This window comes from Mameliella sp. AT18 (assembly GCF_028807275.1).
In the GTDB taxonomy this organism is placed as follows: Bacteria; Pseudomonadota; Alphaproteobacteria; order Rhodobacterales; family Rhodobacteraceae; genus Antarctobacter; species Antarctobacter albus.
This window is the reverse complement of sequence record NZ_JARAMO010000303.1, coordinates 1-14,810: the sequence shown is the minus strand read 5'-3', so window position 1 is coordinate 14,810 and position 14,810 is coordinate 1. Positions and strand designations below refer to the sequence as shown.

Annotated in this window: 22 protein-coding genes; all 22 read left to right on the top strand. The window is 66.0% G+C overall.

Going from position 1 to position 14,810, the window contains the following annotated elements; all coding sequences use genetic code 11:
* Positions 1 to 10 precede the first annotated feature (10 nt).
* Complete coding sequence (locus PVW46_RS24725) at positions 11 to 340, top strand: hypothetical protein (RefSeq protein WP_222512597.1); 330 nt, start codon at positions 11 to 13, stop codon at positions 338 to 340.
* Between the two features lie 5 nt (positions 341 to 345).
* Positions 346 to 921 (top strand): head-tail connector protein, encoded by a 576-nt coding sequence (locus PVW46_RS24720; protein WP_222512598.1) that lies wholly within the window; start codon positions 346 to 348, stop codon positions 919 to 921.
* The gene (locus PVW46_RS24715; RefSeq protein ID WP_274578097.1) at positions 918 to 1,274 is read left to right on the top strand and encodes a phage head closure protein; all 357 of its coding nucleotides are present in this window, start codon (positions 918 to 920) and stop codon (positions 1,272 to 1,274) included. Before PVW46_RS24720 ends, PVW46_RS24715 begins: the two co-directional genes overlap by 4 nt.
* 18 nt (positions 1,275 to 1,292) lie before the next feature.
* Entirely contained in the window at positions 1,293 to 1,811 is a 519-nt protein-coding gene (locus PVW46_RS24710; protein WP_274578096.1) for a hypothetical protein, read from the top strand.
* A gap of 28 nt (positions 1,812 to 1,839) precedes the next feature.
* Positions 1,840 to 2,313, top strand: a complete 474-nt coding sequence (locus PVW46_RS24705; RefSeq protein ID WP_274578095.1) for an HK97 gp10 family phage protein — start codon at positions 1,840 to 1,842, stop codon at positions 2,311 to 2,313.
* Positions 2,310 to 2,555 carry a hypothetical protein gene (locus tag PVW46_RS24700; RefSeq protein ID WP_274578093.1) on the top strand — a complete coding sequence of 82 codons (246 nt, stop codon included), beginning with the start codon at positions 2,310 to 2,312 and terminating at the stop codon, positions 2,553 to 2,555. The genes PVW46_RS24705 and PVW46_RS24700 overlap by 4 nt, the downstream gene beginning before the upstream one ends.
* Positions 2,555 to 2,908: a DUF3168 domain-containing protein gene (locus tag PVW46_RS24695; protein WP_088672352.1), complete on the top strand. Its 354-nt coding sequence runs from the start codon at positions 2,555 to 2,557 to the stop codon at positions 2,906 to 2,908. Before PVW46_RS24700 ends, PVW46_RS24695 begins: the two co-directional genes overlap by 1 nt.
* A gap of 46 nt (positions 2,909 to 2,954) precedes the next feature.
* A complete protein-coding gene (locus PVW46_RS24690) occupies positions 2,955 to 3,389 on the top strand; it encodes a phage tail protein (protein ID WP_088672351.1) in 435 nt (144 codons plus the stop codon).
* Positions 3,390 to 3,391: 2 nt separating this feature from the next.
* Positions 3,392 to 3,733, top strand: a complete 342-nt coding sequence (locus tag PVW46_RS24685; protein WP_222512601.1) for a hypothetical protein — start codon at positions 3,392 to 3,394, stop codon at positions 3,731 to 3,733.
* A 77-nt stretch (positions 3,734 to 3,810) separates the two neighbouring features.
* On the top strand, positions 3,811 to 4,014 hold the full coding sequence (locus PVW46_RS24680) for a hypothetical protein (RefSeq protein WP_088672349.1): 204 nt from the start codon (positions 3,811 to 3,813) through the stop codon (positions 4,012 to 4,014).
* Positions 4,004 to 6,223: a phage tail family protein gene (locus PVW46_RS24675; RefSeq protein WP_274578088.1), complete on the top strand. Its 2,220-nt coding sequence runs from the start codon at positions 4,004 to 4,006 to the stop codon at positions 6,221 to 6,223. Before PVW46_RS24680 ends, PVW46_RS24675 begins: the two co-directional genes overlap by 11 nt.
* The gene (locus PVW46_RS24670) at positions 6,220 to 6,990 is read left to right on the top strand and encodes a hypothetical protein (RefSeq protein WP_222512603.1); all 771 of its coding nucleotides are present in this window, start codon (positions 6,220 to 6,222) and stop codon (positions 6,988 to 6,990) included. Before PVW46_RS24675 ends, PVW46_RS24670 begins: the two co-directional genes overlap by 4 nt.
* Positions 6,981 to 7,556 (top strand): hypothetical protein, encoded by a 576-nt coding sequence (locus tag PVW46_RS24665; RefSeq protein WP_222512604.1) that lies wholly within the window; start codon positions 6,981 to 6,983, stop codon positions 7,554 to 7,556. Before PVW46_RS24670 ends, PVW46_RS24665 begins: the two co-directional genes overlap by 10 nt.
* Complete coding sequence (locus PVW46_RS24660; RefSeq protein ID WP_222512605.1) at positions 7,553 to 7,933, top strand: DUF6950 family protein; 381 nt, start codon at positions 7,553 to 7,555, stop codon at positions 7,931 to 7,933. Before PVW46_RS24665 ends, PVW46_RS24660 begins: the two co-directional genes overlap by 4 nt.
* Entirely contained in the window at positions 7,933 to 9,756 is a 1,824-nt protein-coding gene (locus PVW46_RS24655) for a phage tail protein (RefSeq protein WP_274578087.1), read from the top strand. The genes PVW46_RS24660 and PVW46_RS24655 overlap by 1 nt, the downstream gene beginning before the upstream one ends.
* Positions 9,757 to 9,769: 13 nt before the next feature.
* Positions 9,770 to 12,100, top strand: a complete 2,331-nt coding sequence (locus PVW46_RS24650) for a hypothetical protein (RefSeq protein WP_274578086.1) — start codon at positions 9,770 to 9,772, stop codon at positions 12,098 to 12,100.
* A gap of 46 nt (positions 12,101 to 12,146) precedes the next feature.
* The gene (locus PVW46_RS24645; RefSeq protein ID WP_088669158.1) at positions 12,147 to 12,512 is read left to right on the top strand and encodes a hypothetical protein; all 366 of its coding nucleotides are present in this window, start codon (positions 12,147 to 12,149) and stop codon (positions 12,510 to 12,512) included.
* Between the two features lie 116 nt (positions 12,513 to 12,628).
* The gene (locus PVW46_RS24640; protein ID WP_274578085.1) at positions 12,629 to 13,114 is read left to right on the top strand and encodes an N-acetylmuramoyl-L-alanine amidase; all 486 of its coding nucleotides are present in this window, start codon (positions 12,629 to 12,631) and stop codon (positions 13,112 to 13,114) included.
* On the top strand, positions 13,102 to 13,440 hold the full coding sequence (locus PVW46_RS24635) for a hypothetical protein (RefSeq protein WP_274578084.1): 339 nt from the start codon (positions 13,102 to 13,104) through the stop codon (positions 13,438 to 13,440). The genes PVW46_RS24640 and PVW46_RS24635 overlap by 13 nt, the downstream gene beginning before the upstream one ends.
* Positions 13,441 to 13,453: 13 nt before the next feature.
* Positions 13,454 to 13,630, top strand: coding sequence for a hypothetical protein (locus PVW46_RS24630; RefSeq protein WP_274578083.1), 177 nt, complete (start codon positions 13,454 to 13,456; stop codon positions 13,628 to 13,630).
* A 239-nt stretch (positions 13,631 to 13,869) separates the two neighbouring features.
* Positions 13,870 to 14,019, top strand: coding sequence for a hypothetical protein (locus PVW46_RS24625; RefSeq protein WP_157903758.1), 150 nt, complete (start codon positions 13,870 to 13,872; stop codon positions 14,017 to 14,019).
* Between the two features lie 136 nt (positions 14,020 to 14,155).
* The gene (locus PVW46_RS24620; RefSeq protein ID WP_133066342.1) at positions 14,156 to 14,353 is read left to right on the top strand and encodes a hypothetical protein; all 198 of its coding nucleotides are present in this window, start codon (positions 14,156 to 14,158) and stop codon (positions 14,351 to 14,353) included.
* Positions 14,354 to 14,810: the final 457 nt, after the last annotated feature.

Sequence of the window (14,810 nt, the reverse complement as noted above, 5' to 3'; positions counted from 1 at the left end):
GGTTCGTTTCGTGAAGACCTACCGCATGTACCAGTCCGGCGAACGGGCTGGTTTCCCGGAGGCCGAAGCCGATGCGCTGATCAGGCAGGGGTTCGCGGTGGATCCCGAAATGGCGACTGCCTTGCAAGAGGCGGCGGATGCACAAGCGGCGGCCGAGGCGGACGCCGCGCAGCTGCGCCGCGAGGCGGTGGCCGATGCTATCGAGCAGGTGGATGAGGGGGACTACACCAAGTCCGGCAAGCCCGATGTCGATGCCATCAACCGGCTGATGCCCGAGGGGGCCGCGCCGGTCAGCGCCGATGAGCGTGATGCCGTCTGGACAGAGCTGCAGGCGGGTTGACGGGCATGCGGCTGACCCTTGTGACCGAGCCGTCCGAACCCGCCATCGGGGTCGATGACGTCAAGGCGGTCCTGTCCCTCCATCACGGCGACCATGATGCCATGATCGAGGGGCTGATCGGTGCGGTCACCCGCTATCTCGATGGCCCGGGCGGGATCCTTGGCCGGGCCATCGTCAACCAGGTCTGGCGGTTGGAGCTGGAGAACTGGCCCGACCGGATCGTCCTTCCGGTCGAGCCTGTCGGCTCGATCGAGATCACCTGGTTCGACGCCGATGACGTGGAACAGACGCTGGGCGCCGAGGCGTTCGAGATCATCGAGAGCGGCCCGGCGGCGCGTCCGGTCGTGGCCTGGAATGCCGGCGTGACGCTGCCCGGGTTGGGCGCGCGCATGTTCCCGGTGCGCGTCGCGATCACCGCAGGGGCGGCGGATGGGGCCTCCGTGGACGACGGACTGCGACAGGCCATGAGCCTGCTGGCGGCCTATTGGTACGAGAACCGGGGCGCGGTCAGCGCCGGGCAGGCGCAGGAAATTCCCTTCGGGATCTCGGCCATGCTCGCGCGCTACCGGGTGATGCTGTGAAGCTCTCGCGCCGGGGCGGCGCGGCCCTGTCGCAGCGCGTGGCCTTCGACGAACCCGCTGGCACGGATGATGGCTACGGCGGCAAGACCCCGGACTGGGCAGAGCGGTTCCGCTGCGATGCCGAGATGCGCCACATGGGCGGGGCCGAGGTGGTGCGTGCGGCGCGCGAGGCGGCGGTGCGGACTTTCAAGGTGCGCGTGCCCGCCTGTTCCGACCTGGACGGGCTGACCGAGGCCTGGCGGATGCGAGATGTCCGGCGCGGCGATGCCTATAACGTGCGGGACGTGGACAGGATCACGGATCGCAACTGGATCTGGCTGGTGGCCGAGGGGCCGCTGGCGAAACAAGGCTGAGCATCGAAAGGAAGTGCGATGACACTCAAGGCAGAACTGCGGGTCCGGCTGGAAGCGACCCAGACCGGTGAAAGCGATTTCGGCAGCGTGTCCTTCACGCCGCTGATGCAACTCGCCCAGGCGCTGGCGGATGGAACCGGGGCCAACCAGGCGGATGTGCTGTGGATGGACGAGCGCCCCGTTGCGGACGGGGCCAACGACGATCTCGACCTGTCGGGGGCGCTGACCGACGTCTTCGGCAACTCGGTCAACATGGCGGAGGTGGTTGCGATCTTCATCATCAACGCGCCGCGCAGTGGCAGCGCGAACACTACGGACCTGACCGTCGGCGGCGCGACCAATGCTTTCGAGGGGTTCCTTGGCGGGACATCCCCGACCATCGGTCCGATCAAGCCCGGCGGGTTCCTTGCCATCGGTGCGGGGGATGCTGCCGGGATCGGCGCGGTCACCGGCGGCAGTGAGGACGAGCTGCGGATCGCCAATAGCGCGGGCGCGGCGGCGACCTACCAGGTCGCGATCATCGGCCGGTCGGCATAACCGGAGGGTCTGCGCCGTGTCGGTCAAGATGAAGGTCGATGGGTTCCGCGAGATTGAAAGGGCCCTCGCGGATCTGCCGCGCGGCACGGCCAAGAGCGTTGTGCGCCGCGCGATGAAGAAAGAACTGACGCCGATCGCGAACATGGCGAACGCGCTCTGGCCCGGGAGCGATGACGATGTGTTCCGGATCAGCCCGAAGGTCTCGCGCTCGCAGAAGGGCGACAGCAAGGCGCTCACCGGGGCCTCGATCGTCAACATGTTCGTGGGGGCGAACAAGGCCCCGGCTGTCGGCGCACCTCATGCCCACCTGATCGAGTTCGGCACCGGTCCGCGCAGCCACGAAAGCGGCAAGTTTGTCGGCGCCGTCTCGCCCCAGCCGATGCTGCAGCCCGCGTGGGATGCCCACAGCCTGGGCCTGCTGGAAGGGCTGGGCGCGCGGATCTGGGACGAGATCGCCAAGACGCTGGCGCGGCGCGCGAAGAAGGCGGCAAAGGGGAAATGATGATCCGTATCAAGCAGGAAGGCGTGCGGCCCGGCCCGCAGATCGAGACGACAGAGGGCACACCGATCGAAGGGGTTCTGGCGGTGACGATCCGAATGGCCCCTGAAGATCTGGTGGTGGCAGAAATGGATGTCCTTGTCGAAGCGGTGGATATTGTCGCGCATCCCTTGCTGAGCCTCAACAGCCTGGAACGCGCGGCCAGGCACCACGGGTTTCGCCTCGTTCCCGAGGGTGACGACTGATGGAAGAACACCTGCAGGCCCTTCTGGACGCGGCGCTGTCCTTTCCGGTGGCCTGGGGGAACATGGGGCGTGGCGTCTCGACGCCGCGGGCCTCGGTCTACCGCGTGGGCGGTCTGCGGGACATGACCCTGCAAGGCCCGGGCCTGATGCTTGGGCGGCTGCAGGTGGACTGCTACGGCAAGACATTTGCCGAGGCGGACGCGGCGCGGAAAGAGGTCTGCGCCACCCTGGAGGATTACGCCGGCGGGCCAGTCCAGGGTGTGTTCCTTGAGGCGATCCGCGACGGATTCGAAGGCGACGCGCAGCTCTTGCAGCGCGTCTCGCTGACCTTCTCGGTGACCTACCGGGACTGACGCCGGGCGCCCGGCAATCACACATCGCTGAACAAAGGAGATCGCTATGGCGACCAAGCAGCGCATTGTCAAAGGGGCCACCAGCAAGTGGGGCACCGATGGCAACACCTACACCGACATTCCCGAATGCAAGGGGCTGGCGGTGCCGGTGGTCGAACCGGAATACCTGGATGCCACGCATCTGCAGAGCCCGGGCAAGTTCCGTGAATACATCCAGGGCCTGATGGACGCCGGTGCGATCGAGATCCCCTGCGGCTATTCCAGCGATGGCTACGACGCCGCGCATGGCTACCTGATGAACGGGACGCTGATCTACTTCCAGACCACCATGCCGCTGGAAACAGGGCAGAGCACGGGCGACGTGTTCAGCTTCACCGGCTTCGTCAACCCGAAGCTGGAAACCAATGACGTCGGCGCGATCATCGGCATGGCGCTGGGGATCCGGATCACCGGCCAGCCGACCTTCACGAAGGGGAGCTGATCATGATTTCCTCTCATCACGTCGAGGTTGGCGGCAAGACCTACAGCCTGAAACTGGGCACCGGCGCCATGATGCGCCTGGAATCCACGCGCGGCGTCTCGATTTCCAAGTTACTGGAGGACTTGCAGGGAGATCCCAGCGTCCGCGATTTCGTGGCGGTCATGGCCGAGGTCATGAACGACGGTGCCGGTGCCACGCAGGAAGAGGCCGTGGAGCTGATCGACATGCTGGGGTTCGACGCGGCGGGCCTGGCGATTGGCAAGGCCTCTGAGTTGGCCTTTCCCGAAGCCGCCCAGGATGACGACGCATCGGGAAACGCGACGGGGGCGGGTCAGGCCGGATAGACTGGGCCGCCCTTTTCGAGAACTGGAGGCTGGCCGGCGAGGACCCGGCCAGCTTCGGACAGTGGAGCCTGCGCGAGATGCAGGTGATCTTCGCGGGCGGCCAGCGCCGCGACCAGCGCATGGCCTGGCTGGCGGCAAGCTGGAACGCCTATGCCGTTCATAAACCAGAGAAGATGCCGGAGGATCCCGGCGTGCCGGAGCGTCCGGCCTCGACCGAGGCGGATGTCGTCTACGCGCGCGCCTGGATGAAGGCGATGGCAGGAGCACATCATGGCGATTGAAATCGGCGTTCTGCGCGCCCTGCTGTCGCTCGACAGCGCGGCCTTCGACAAGGGGACCAAGCGCGCCAAGGCGAGCATGGGCGGGCTGCAGCGTTCCCTGAGCGCGGCGGCCGACAGCATGGGCCGCGTCGGGCGCAAGCTGACAACGCGGGTGACCCTGCCGCTGGTGGGCATTGCCGGTGCCGCGGTCAAGTCCTCGCTGGCGACGGTCGATGCCCAGAGCAAGATGGCGCAGAGCCTCGGGACATCGACCAGGTCGATCCAGATCCTGACGCGGGCGGCGGACCGGGCGGGGATCTCGACGGGCGAGCTGGAACAGATCAGCCGCCAGTTGACCAAGCGCCTTTCCGAGGCGGCGGCAGGGGGCGGGCCGGCGGCCAAGGCGCTGGACCGGCTGGGGATCAGCGTGTCCGACCTGGCGGACATGGATCTCGACCAGAAGATCCTCAAGATCAACAAGGCGATCGAGGACAACGTGCCGGCGGCGGAACGTGCGGCGGTCGCCACGGCCATCTTCGGGTCGCGGGCCGGGCTGGTCGCCGGGCGGCTGGATCCGGCGACGATCGCGGCGGCGGCCGAGGAGATGGAGAAATTCGGCGTCACGGTGACCGAGCTGGAGGCCGACCGGATCGAAGAGGCCAACGACGCGATTTCCGCGCTGGGGCTGGTGTCGCGCGGCCTGGGCAACCAGCTTGCGGTCGCGCTGGCGCCGGTTCTGAAGAGCATCGCCGAGACGCTGGCGGATTGGGCGGCAAAGTTCTCGCGGCTGGAACCGCGCACGCAGGCCATCGTCGCGGGTGTCGCGGCCTTTGCCGCTGCCGCCGGGCCGCTGGCCCTTGGGTTGGGGTTCGTGGCGACGGGCCTTGCCGCGCTGGCCACGCCGATCGGACTGGTGGTCGTGGGGCTGGCGGCGGTGGCCGGGGCGGCGGCCTATGTCGTGGCGAACTGGGACGAGATCCAGCGGGACTACCCGGCCACGGCAAGCGCGCTGGAGAAGGTCGGCGCGGCGGGCCTCAAGATCGGCGAGGGCTGGGCGGATGCCATCAAGCGGATGCTGGGGGCGACCGAGGCGGCGCTGACGTCGGGGATCAAGGTTTATGACGGGCTGGTCAAGGGCGACTTCGCGAGCGTCTTCGAAGGCCTCAAGGGCATCGTGTCTGCCGCGATCGAGAGCGCGATCGCGAACCTCGATCTCTTCACGCTGGGGGGCGCGTCACGGATCCGCGATGGCCTGACCCAGATCTACAACGTGGTGACCGAGAACGGCCCGGACATGGTCCGGCAGGGCAAGTTGATCGTGGAATGGATCAAGGCCGGGATCGAAACCTGGCTGCACAAGATCGGCGATGCGATGTCCGGGTTCGCGGCGGACATCGTGGCCGAGATCAAGGCCGCGGCAACCGGCGTGGTCGAGGCGGCGAAGAAGCTGGGCCGCGACCTGATCATGGGGATCCCCGCCGGGATCGCGGAGAAGATCGGCGAGGTGCAGGAAAGCGTCCGGGCCGCGGTCAACAGCCTGTTCGGTGTCGCCAAGAAAGAGGCCCGGGTCGAGTCACCCTCCAAGCGCTTCATGGAATTTGGCCGGTTCCTGATGGACGGGGTGCGGATCGGGATCGACGAAAAGGCCCCGGAGGCGGCAGACGCGGCGGGCCGCGCCGCCGAAGCCGCCGCCAAGGCGTTCGAAGAGGTCAGCGGCAAGGCGAAACTGCCCAGCGGTGTCGAGAGCGCAATCGGCACCCTGTCGAATGCGATGGGGCAGGCCGCGAGTTCGGCCCAGTCGATGGGCGAGGCGGTCAGGGGCGCCTTCCGGCAGATCGCCTCGCAATGGGTTTCGAGCGGGATCAACTCGATCCTGACCAGCCTGGCCGGGTTCCTGTTCCAGGGCTTCGGCGGCGGCGGCGGTTTGCTGGGCGAGATCTTCGGCGGGTTCAAGGGTTTCTTCGCGGACGGTGGGGTGCTGGGCGCCGGTCAGTGGGGGATCGCGGGCGAGGCTGGGCCGGAGCCGGTGGTTGGTCCTGCCCGGATCATTCCGAACCACGCCCTGGGTGGTGGCCCGATGACCTTCAACATCGACGCACGCGGCGCACAGCAGGGCGTCGGGGACGAGATCGCCATGAGCCTGCGCGCCGAGATCCGCCGCCTGCGCGCCGACGTGCCCGGTATGGCGGTTTCCGCCGTGAAGATCACCAACAGCGAGACGCCGCTTTGACCAATGTCTATGCCTTCCCGCCGGTGGCGATCACCGGCTGGCAATGGGACGTGGAAGATCCGGTGGCGGTCTCGCGGTCCCTTCTCGACGGTGGCCGCTATGTCACGACATCTGGTCCGCGCCGGATCGTGGCGCGGGCGCGGGTTTCCGCGCTTGGCCGGGGCCGATCCGGTGCGGGCTACATGCAGGTGTTGCGCCGCCTGCTGAACGGTGGCGAGAACCTGGTGCGCCTCTATTCCTGGCCGGTCAACTTCTGGCTCGATGACCACGACCTTGCCGCCCTGCGGCGCGGCGAGGTGATCACCTGGGCGGACGGGGGCGCGGTCATCCCCTGGGCCGATGGCGGGTCGCAGGTGGTCTGGCTCGACGGCGCCTATGTCACCGGCACGACCGGGACGGACAGTGAGGGGTTCGCGACCATCGCGCTCTCCGGGCTTCCTTCCTCCAGGCTCTGCGTGCGGCCCGGCGATTTCCTGACGATCTACGACGCGGTGGCGGACACGACCGGCGAGACGATCATGGTCATGAGCGAGGGCACAACCGACGCGAATGGCGACGTGACCGTGCGCCTGATCGAGGCACCCAGCACCGGCTACAGCGGCAACCGCGTCAGTGTCGGCACCAGCGAAACGGCGGTCTTCGAGGTGACGGACATGCCGCCCATGCAACAGACGATTTCCGGCGACTGGACGGTGACCTGGGCATTCCGGCAGGTCTTCGCGGACGAGGTGCCGGGCGGATTTACGGAGGTGAACCCGTGGAGCTGACGATTGGCAGCGCGCTTTATGCCGAGGTGTCCAAGCGGTTCTTTCACCCGGCGTTCCTGGCCTTCATCGACTGGCCAGGCGATCCGGTCTACGCGCACGGCGGGCGGGGACCGCTGTCCTGGGATGGGCAGACATGGCTGGGCGTCCAGAGGATCGCGGCCATGCAACTGCCCGAGCAATCCGAGGGCATGGCCCAGCGGATCGCCGAACTGACCCTGGTGGGCGTGCCGGCCGATCTGACGGACCACCTGAGCGCCGATGCGCGCGGCGCCGCGGTCGAGATCTACCTTGGCGCCTACACGACGCGCGAAGGCGTGGCGCTGGTGGGGGATCCGGTCCTGTTCTTCTCGGGCGTCGTCGATGGTCGGGCGCAGATGATCGAGGCCACCAAAGCGGGGCAGGTGCGGGCGCTCAAGATACAGGTCCGCACCGGCCCGTCACAGCGGTCTGTTGGTGTCGGCTACATCACCCGCGAAAGCCGATCGGTTGACTATCCAGACGATACGCTTTTGCGCCACGCGGCGGGGGCCGAGGCCTTTGGCCGGGACGGGGGGCTGTTGAGATGATGCAGGTCCTGCCGATCTTCGCCCGCCCCTTTGCCTGGGGCGTTGTGGACTGCTGCCTTGCCGCCTCTGACGCGTTCCGGGCCGTGCATGGCGTGGACCCCATGCGGGGCATCCGGGGCACCTATGACAGCCTGCGGGGCGCCCTGCGGGTGATCCGCGCGCGCGGCGGGTTCGAGCGCATGGCGCAGGACCAGGCGGCGGCGGCTGGCCTTCTGCCAGGGCAGGGCGCGCCGGGGGAGATCGGCTTTGTCGCCCCCGAGGACGTGCCCCTGACCGGGGGCGGGCTGGCATTCTGCGGCGCGCCCGGGGTGTGGTGGATGAAATCCGAAACCGGGCTTGTCTCAGTCGGGCGGGTTGCCGCCAGTTGGAGGGTCTGATGGCAACGGCACTGTCTGGCGCATTGCTTGCGGCGGGGGCATCCTCCGGCGTGGCCCTTTCATCGGGCATCATTGTCGCCACTGTCGGCGGCGCGGCTATCAAGCTTGGACTTGGCGCGCTGGTGGCCTCTGCGGCGGCGCAGGCGCGCCTGCCGGACCAGCCGAGTATGCGCCGGGCGCTTGAGGTCGCGCGGCGCCTCGTGGTCAACCGGACAACCTATGGTCGGTCGCTGGTGGTCGGGTCGCCGCTGCGCCCTTACAAGGTCACCCGCCAGGTGTATGGCTGCATGATCCTGAACAACCGCCCCAGCGCGGGCGGGGAGATTTTCACATACACGGACAGTCGCCCGTCCCCCGCTGCATCGGAGCCTTGGGGAGACAGCAACCAATACACGCAGGGCGACGTCTACGACTTCACCGGCGAAGGCTTTGCGCCGCAGCCCGACCCTTTCGTCGGCTTCGAGGGCGATCCCGGCGGTTTCGACTTCTTCCGGATCTGGATCGGGAAAGGGGACCAGACCAGCCCGCCCGACCGCATCCTGTCCGAGGCAGGCAGTGTGTTCACGGAGAACGACGGCGGCGAGGGCCTGACCGTCCTCTGGTATCGGCTGGACCTGGGCGACGACAACGAGAAGTATTACAGGCGCTGGCCGTCCATGCCGCGCGCGGCGCCGTCGATCGAGGTGCTGATGGACACCAGCAAGGTCTGGGATCCGCGCGACGGCACGCAGGACCCTGACGACCCGTCTACCTGGAAGTTTTCCAAGAACCAGGCCCTGATCACGCTGGATGCGTTGCTGAATAACCCGGTTGCACCATTCAGCCGGTCGCAGATCGACACGGCCAGTTTCGAGGACGGCGCCGACATTGCCGATGAGGCGGTGGCCCTGAAGCGTGGTGGGACAGAGGCCCGGTACGAGGTCGCGGGCACGATCCAATGGACCAACAGCGAGATCTTCTCGCAGATCGAGCCATTGGCCCGCGCGGGCGGTGGGCGGCTGGTCGATATTGGCGGGCGCATCGGCTACGCGCCGGGCGCCTGGACCGCGCCGGTCTACACGCTGTCCAAGGTCCTGGACGGGCGGGTCCTGTCCTTCTCGAACATGAAACTGTCCCGCAACGTGCCGACCGCGATGCAGGCCAACTTCACCAACCCCGACAACGGTTTCGAACAGGACAGCCTGCCGCCCCTGGCGGTGGCCAGCGGGGGCGGCGCGGACGCCAGTCTTGACGGAAGCCTGATCGACAGCGCGACCCGCGCGGCCCGGGTGCAGAAGATCGAGGCGGCCCGGCGCGCAGCCCAGAAGGTGCTGACCCTTGAGGCGCCTTCGGACGCGATAAAGTGCGTGCCCTGGTCCAACGTCACGGTGGATCTGCCGGGGCTGGAGGACATGGACGGCGTGATGCGTGTCACCAGCACCGACCCGGCCATCTTCCTGCGCGAAGAAGGCGGTGCCGCGATGCGCTGTCCGATGGCCCTGGAGGAGCATACGGAGGCCATGTACGACTGGTCGGTCGATGACGAGCCGGAAACGCTGTTCAGCCTCGAAAGCGATGTCGCCACGGCGGGCGAGGTGAGTTTTACCGGCGTGGCTCCGGCCTCCGAAAACCTGACGCAGGTTGCGATCTACCGGGCCGCCAACGGCGGCGCCTTCACCGATGCCAGCCTGATCGGCACGGCGACCGCCGTCGATGATGACCTGGGCTTCACGGTGACGGCGACGACCGGCGCGGGCGCGGCGGATTTCTACGTTGCGCCGCTGGACGACGCGGGCGCGGTTCTCGGGACGCCGAGCGGCCCCTACTCCCTGACAATTTCCTGAAGAGGGTCATGACATGACGTTCACTCTCCCGGTCACGGACAACGTGGTCGAGCGCTCCGCCTTCGAGGCGGCAATGGACAGCATCATCGGGAGCGTGGTCTCTGCCGTATCTGTCGGATACCCGCCCTATGCCGACACCACGGCAGGCCTTGCGGCGACCGATGACGGCGACGGGTTTTCGGTCTTCGGTGCGAGCGGCTTCACGCTTTACCTGAATGACGGCGGCGCCGCGTCCGCGCTTGGGACGTACCCGCTTTCGACGGTCACGGATGCGATTTCCGCCAAACAGCCGGATTGGGTCTATGCCACCCCTGCGGCGGTGAAGGCCAGCACGGACAGCCTGACCGAGGGCCAGACGATCCAGACCAAGACCGGGTTCCACTATACCGTGGCCGCGTCCGGTGCGACGGACCACCACCTGACCACCGCGGGCGGCGACAAGCTTTATGTGGGGCGGGTCGGTGGGGCCTGGCACTTCGATGCATGGGCGCCGAACAATGACGGGTCCACCAGCGACCTGGCGCTGTTCCAATCCGCTAACGATGCAATCGAGGCGCGCGGGGGCGGGGTGATCTACGTCACGGACGGCGGCGACGGCTACCTGATCGACGGCGTGTTCTCTCCCGGTGACAAGGTGCGGTGGGTCGGTATTGAAAGCCTGTCCCAGCGGGGCAGCGGCGGCGGCACCCTGCGCGGCGTGCGCCTCATCCCAGGTCATGCGGGTGTGATCGTCAAGCTGGGCGCCAGCGGGGACCAGAGCAACCTGTGCGAGTTCTCCGGCTTCGCTGTCTATGCGGATCCGGGTGATGCGTTTTACCAGCAGTTCACGCCATTCCAGATCGCGGATTTTCGGCATGGCCGGATGCGGAACCTGTTTGCAGGGGGCGGGGCCTTGGGCTTTGACTGGACCGGCGTCTATGTCGGCGCCAGCGGCAACAGCGCCACGCAGTATGTCATCACCGAGAACATGGCGGCGGACGACTGCCTGGGGCCGGGCGTGCAGATCGACTTGCCGACGCCGGCGAATGAGGCGGCGCCCTTCATGCAGGCCTGCACGCTTGGCGTCGGGTCGATCACCAATTGCGCGAAAGGCATCCACATCGGCGGCGGCCAGATGATCGGAAACCGGATCATCTTCGAGGGCGGCCAGTGCGGCGGGCATTCCAGTTTCGGGCTGCACATGGACGGGGACGAAACCGACAAGGGCGCCCCGCGCGCTCAGTTCACGATCGAGGGCGCGCCCTGGTTTGAAAACAGCAACCCGGGCGGGCCAGAGGTCCAGGTGGACTGCGGTACGCTGATAATCGCTTGCCAGATGAACACGGGCCGGATCGCCACCAGCGGCAAGGGGCGTGTCGTCTCCTGGGTCGGGCACGCGCATCATGATTTCATGATCCCGGTGACCGGCTTCCCGGTCTCCGGCCTGCAGCGCGCCTGGTCCTTCCGCGACATCGGGTCGGACACCTTCCATTGCCCGATCTCGGGCGTGGCAGCCGAGAAGACAGGCAGCGGCACCAAGAGCACGGACGCCACCGAGACCAAGTTCCGGTCGGGCATCAAGGGCGATGGCGCGGGCGGTGGCTGGACAGTCAACGACGTCACGTTCGACTGGACCGCCGACTGGACCGTGGCGTTCCTCGCCTACAACACCACGAACGGCAACCACCTGGCCTTTACCATCGAGGACAGCGTGTCGACGTCCAGCCTGGACCTGTCGCCGCGTCCCGCCTACCTGCGCCTGCGCACCCAGGACAACGGCGGCGTCGTCGACTCGAAAGACCTCGGGGGGATGAACTCCAGCTACCTGGATGCGCCGCAATGGTTCGTCCTGAGCTACGACGCCAGCGCGACGCTGTTCACCGTCTACGGGCCGAACGGAACGGTCCTCAACACGTACACCCAAGCCGTTCCGGCGGCGCTCTCCGCATCGGGATACACGGATTGGCTGCTGAACGGCGGGCAAAACTCGACCGTCATCCTGGATGAGTTGGCCGTCTGGGATCGCGTCCTGGACGGCGACGAGGTGCTGCAGGTCTGCAACCTGAACGTCGATCTCCATTCGGCCATCGGGCATGACCCCCGGCAGGGCTATCCCGGCGAGGTTCCCGACAAGACGGCATATCGTGTCGGCGGAACGCAGGTTGTGGGCGCGCAGCAGGCAGCCATCACAGATCTGGGTGTCACCGCCAGCAGCGGCACGCTGCCCACGCCGGACGGGTCGCTGACCATCGCCGATGCCGCCAGCCCGACGAACGCCGAATTGCTGGAATACAGCGCCGAGCTGGAGGCGAAATTTGAGGCGGTTCTTGCGGCTCTGCGCGCCCACGGGCTGATCGCGACCTGATCGGGCGCGCCAATCGGATCATTCACCACCAGACCGGGAGGGCGACATGCCGGACCAGACACTACTTGACCAGGCGCGGATCCTCTCGGGGGCCGTGCTGACATGGCTTGCGGGCGAGACGGGGCGCGCGGTCATCGCGGGCGCAGCCGGGGGCCTCTATCGCTGGCTGATGCAGGAGCGGCGGCGGCTGCGCGACGGCATTGTGGCGGTCGCGGCGGGAGCGTTGGCGGCGCAATTCCTTGGCCCGGTGGTGCTGGCCGGTCTGCGCCTGGTGGGCCTGAAACTGCAGGGCACCGAAGCCGAGCTGGCGCCCACCGCGGGCTTTCTCGCCGGGCTGGCGGGCATGTCGATCGCCAAGATGCTGGTGGCCCTGATGGAGACGCAGGCCGCGCGCCTGGGCAAGTCGAAATGAGCCCCGACCGCAAGCCCCGCCTGAACCGTCACGCGCGCGAAGAGCTGCGCGCCTGGGCCTGGGGTGTCGTGATCGCGGCACTGCTGGCCCTGATTTTCCTGTAGGAGGACAGACCGATGATCTACCAGGGACGTGCCCGATACCCGGTGCGCGAAGCGATCCTGCACACCTCGGCCACGCCGGGGGGCTGGGATGACGGCAAGAGCGACAAGGATGTGCTGGACGCCTTCTGGCGCTGGCATGTCGAGGGACTCCCGCACCGCTGGCGCAAGATCGGCTATCACCGGATCATCCGGACGGACGGGACGGTGCTGTGGGACACCAAGTACCTGCGCTCGATCACCGAGATTGGCGCGCATGTGCGCGAGCGCAACCGGGGCACCATCGGGATCTGCCTGATCCCCGCGCGCATGGTGCCCAACGTCCTGCGGCCCGGCGCCACCTTTGCGGACTACTACACCGAGGCGCAACGCGCGGCGTTGAAAAGCTACCTGGCGGAACTGGCCAACTTCACGGATCTGCAGCGGGTCACGGGGCACAACGACCATGCGCCCAAGGCCTGCCCCGGGTTCAAGGTCGAAGGTCGGGATTGGCTGCCGTGATCCGCTGGGCGCTCATCGCGGCGCTGGGGGTGGCCCTGACGCTTGCCGGGCTGCTGGTGCGGGAAATGCGGGCGACCGGGCGGCTGGCGGGTGAGAACGTCCGCCTGTCCGCCTCTGTCGAGGCCCTTGAACGGAAGATCGAGGCCGACCGGATCGCAGTCGCCATTGCCCGCGACATCCAGAAACGAGAGCGCGTCCGCGCAGCCAGGTACGATCGCCTGCGCGAGGCCCTGATTGCCGGAGGGCACGATGAGCCGATTCCCGACTGGTTCCGCGATCACCTGCATCGCCTTGGCCTTGACGGCCTGCAGCCCGCCACGGACTGAAACCGTTTTCGTCGTGCCCGATGTGCCCGAGGATCTGCTGACACCGGTCGAGGTGCCGGCGCGACGGGTCGAGGTCCTGACGGACGTGGGATTGGTCCTGGCGGATCACGTCGAGGCGCTGGAACTGGCGAACGACCGGATTCGGGGCGTGCGGTGCGTGTTGGAGGGGACTGGTTGTAACGAACAGTAGCCTGACGCTCGAACAAAATTGATATGTAGCTTCGCTCCGGACGACGAGACCAGACGTTCCAAAACACGTTACGCGGTGTTTGGATCGAGCTGTGTCGCAGACTACGATGATCTTGACCTTTGCCACAAATTCTCGGTGCAGGAGCCGTGTTAACTTGAGGTTAACCAAAGTCGGTGAAAACAGACATCGAATGGGGGTAACTTCAAACGGTAAGGGAAAATATGACCCAGGTAGCATGGATGATCGATGTTCTGCACGACTTACGTCAGTTCGCTTCGGAGAATGGCTTCACAGCTAGTGCTGAAGCATTGATCAAGGCCAAATCTGAAGTTTCTCGCGAAATAGAAGCGCGTGTTCCCGACGCTCATAATGAAGTCCGCAAGTCTTGACGAGACAATACGTGGGTGGTACCGCAGCCCCGAGTATCCTTGCTTTTCGTCATGTGCCTGTCCGTTGTTTGTACGCGCGTACATCTCGCTGATGTAGAACAGGAGGCTCTTGGCGCCAAGCAAAAGAGGCGGAAAAATGAAAATGGCGGCGATAATTGTTCTAGCTGTTTTTTCAGTTTCGTCGATACTTATTGGTCTTTATGTGAAGTACGTCGAATACAGGGATAAGCGTGACCTGACAAACGATGAGCGTGAAGTTGGCTCTGTTCTTTCTCTTCTAGCAATGGCTTTTGGGGCAGTCTTGGCATTTCTGGCTTGGCTTCTGTCCTCATGAGTTCGATTCCGTAGTAGCGAAAGGTCTGCATTTTTCAGAAAGTTCCGGCGACCGTCATTTCACGGGCATTAATCATTACAAATAGAAACATCTTCTTGTTTGTAGAGAATTTCATCAATCGTGGGTGATTCGTAGGCGGCTGGATCTCCGTGCAACTCCGAGTTTCCCCGCTCGGCTGCCGGATCTCTTCCTGATTGTGGGTGTCGCCTCCAAGTTGTTCTGTCCCCCTGCTTTTCGGTGAGATCGTTAAAAATCTCTTGATAGGAGCTGTCTTGTGGCTCCATAGCTTCGGTTGGTTAACAATCTACGCGAAGCGAGGTTTGATATGGCTGGGCAGATTTCTCAGATCGATTTGATTACAGACGGAAGTTCACCGGAGTTTTTTGTTCAGGTGCGGTTCCCATCAGGGGAGACGCCATCAGGGCAGATTGGACCTGTCACGGATTTGTGCCGCTCC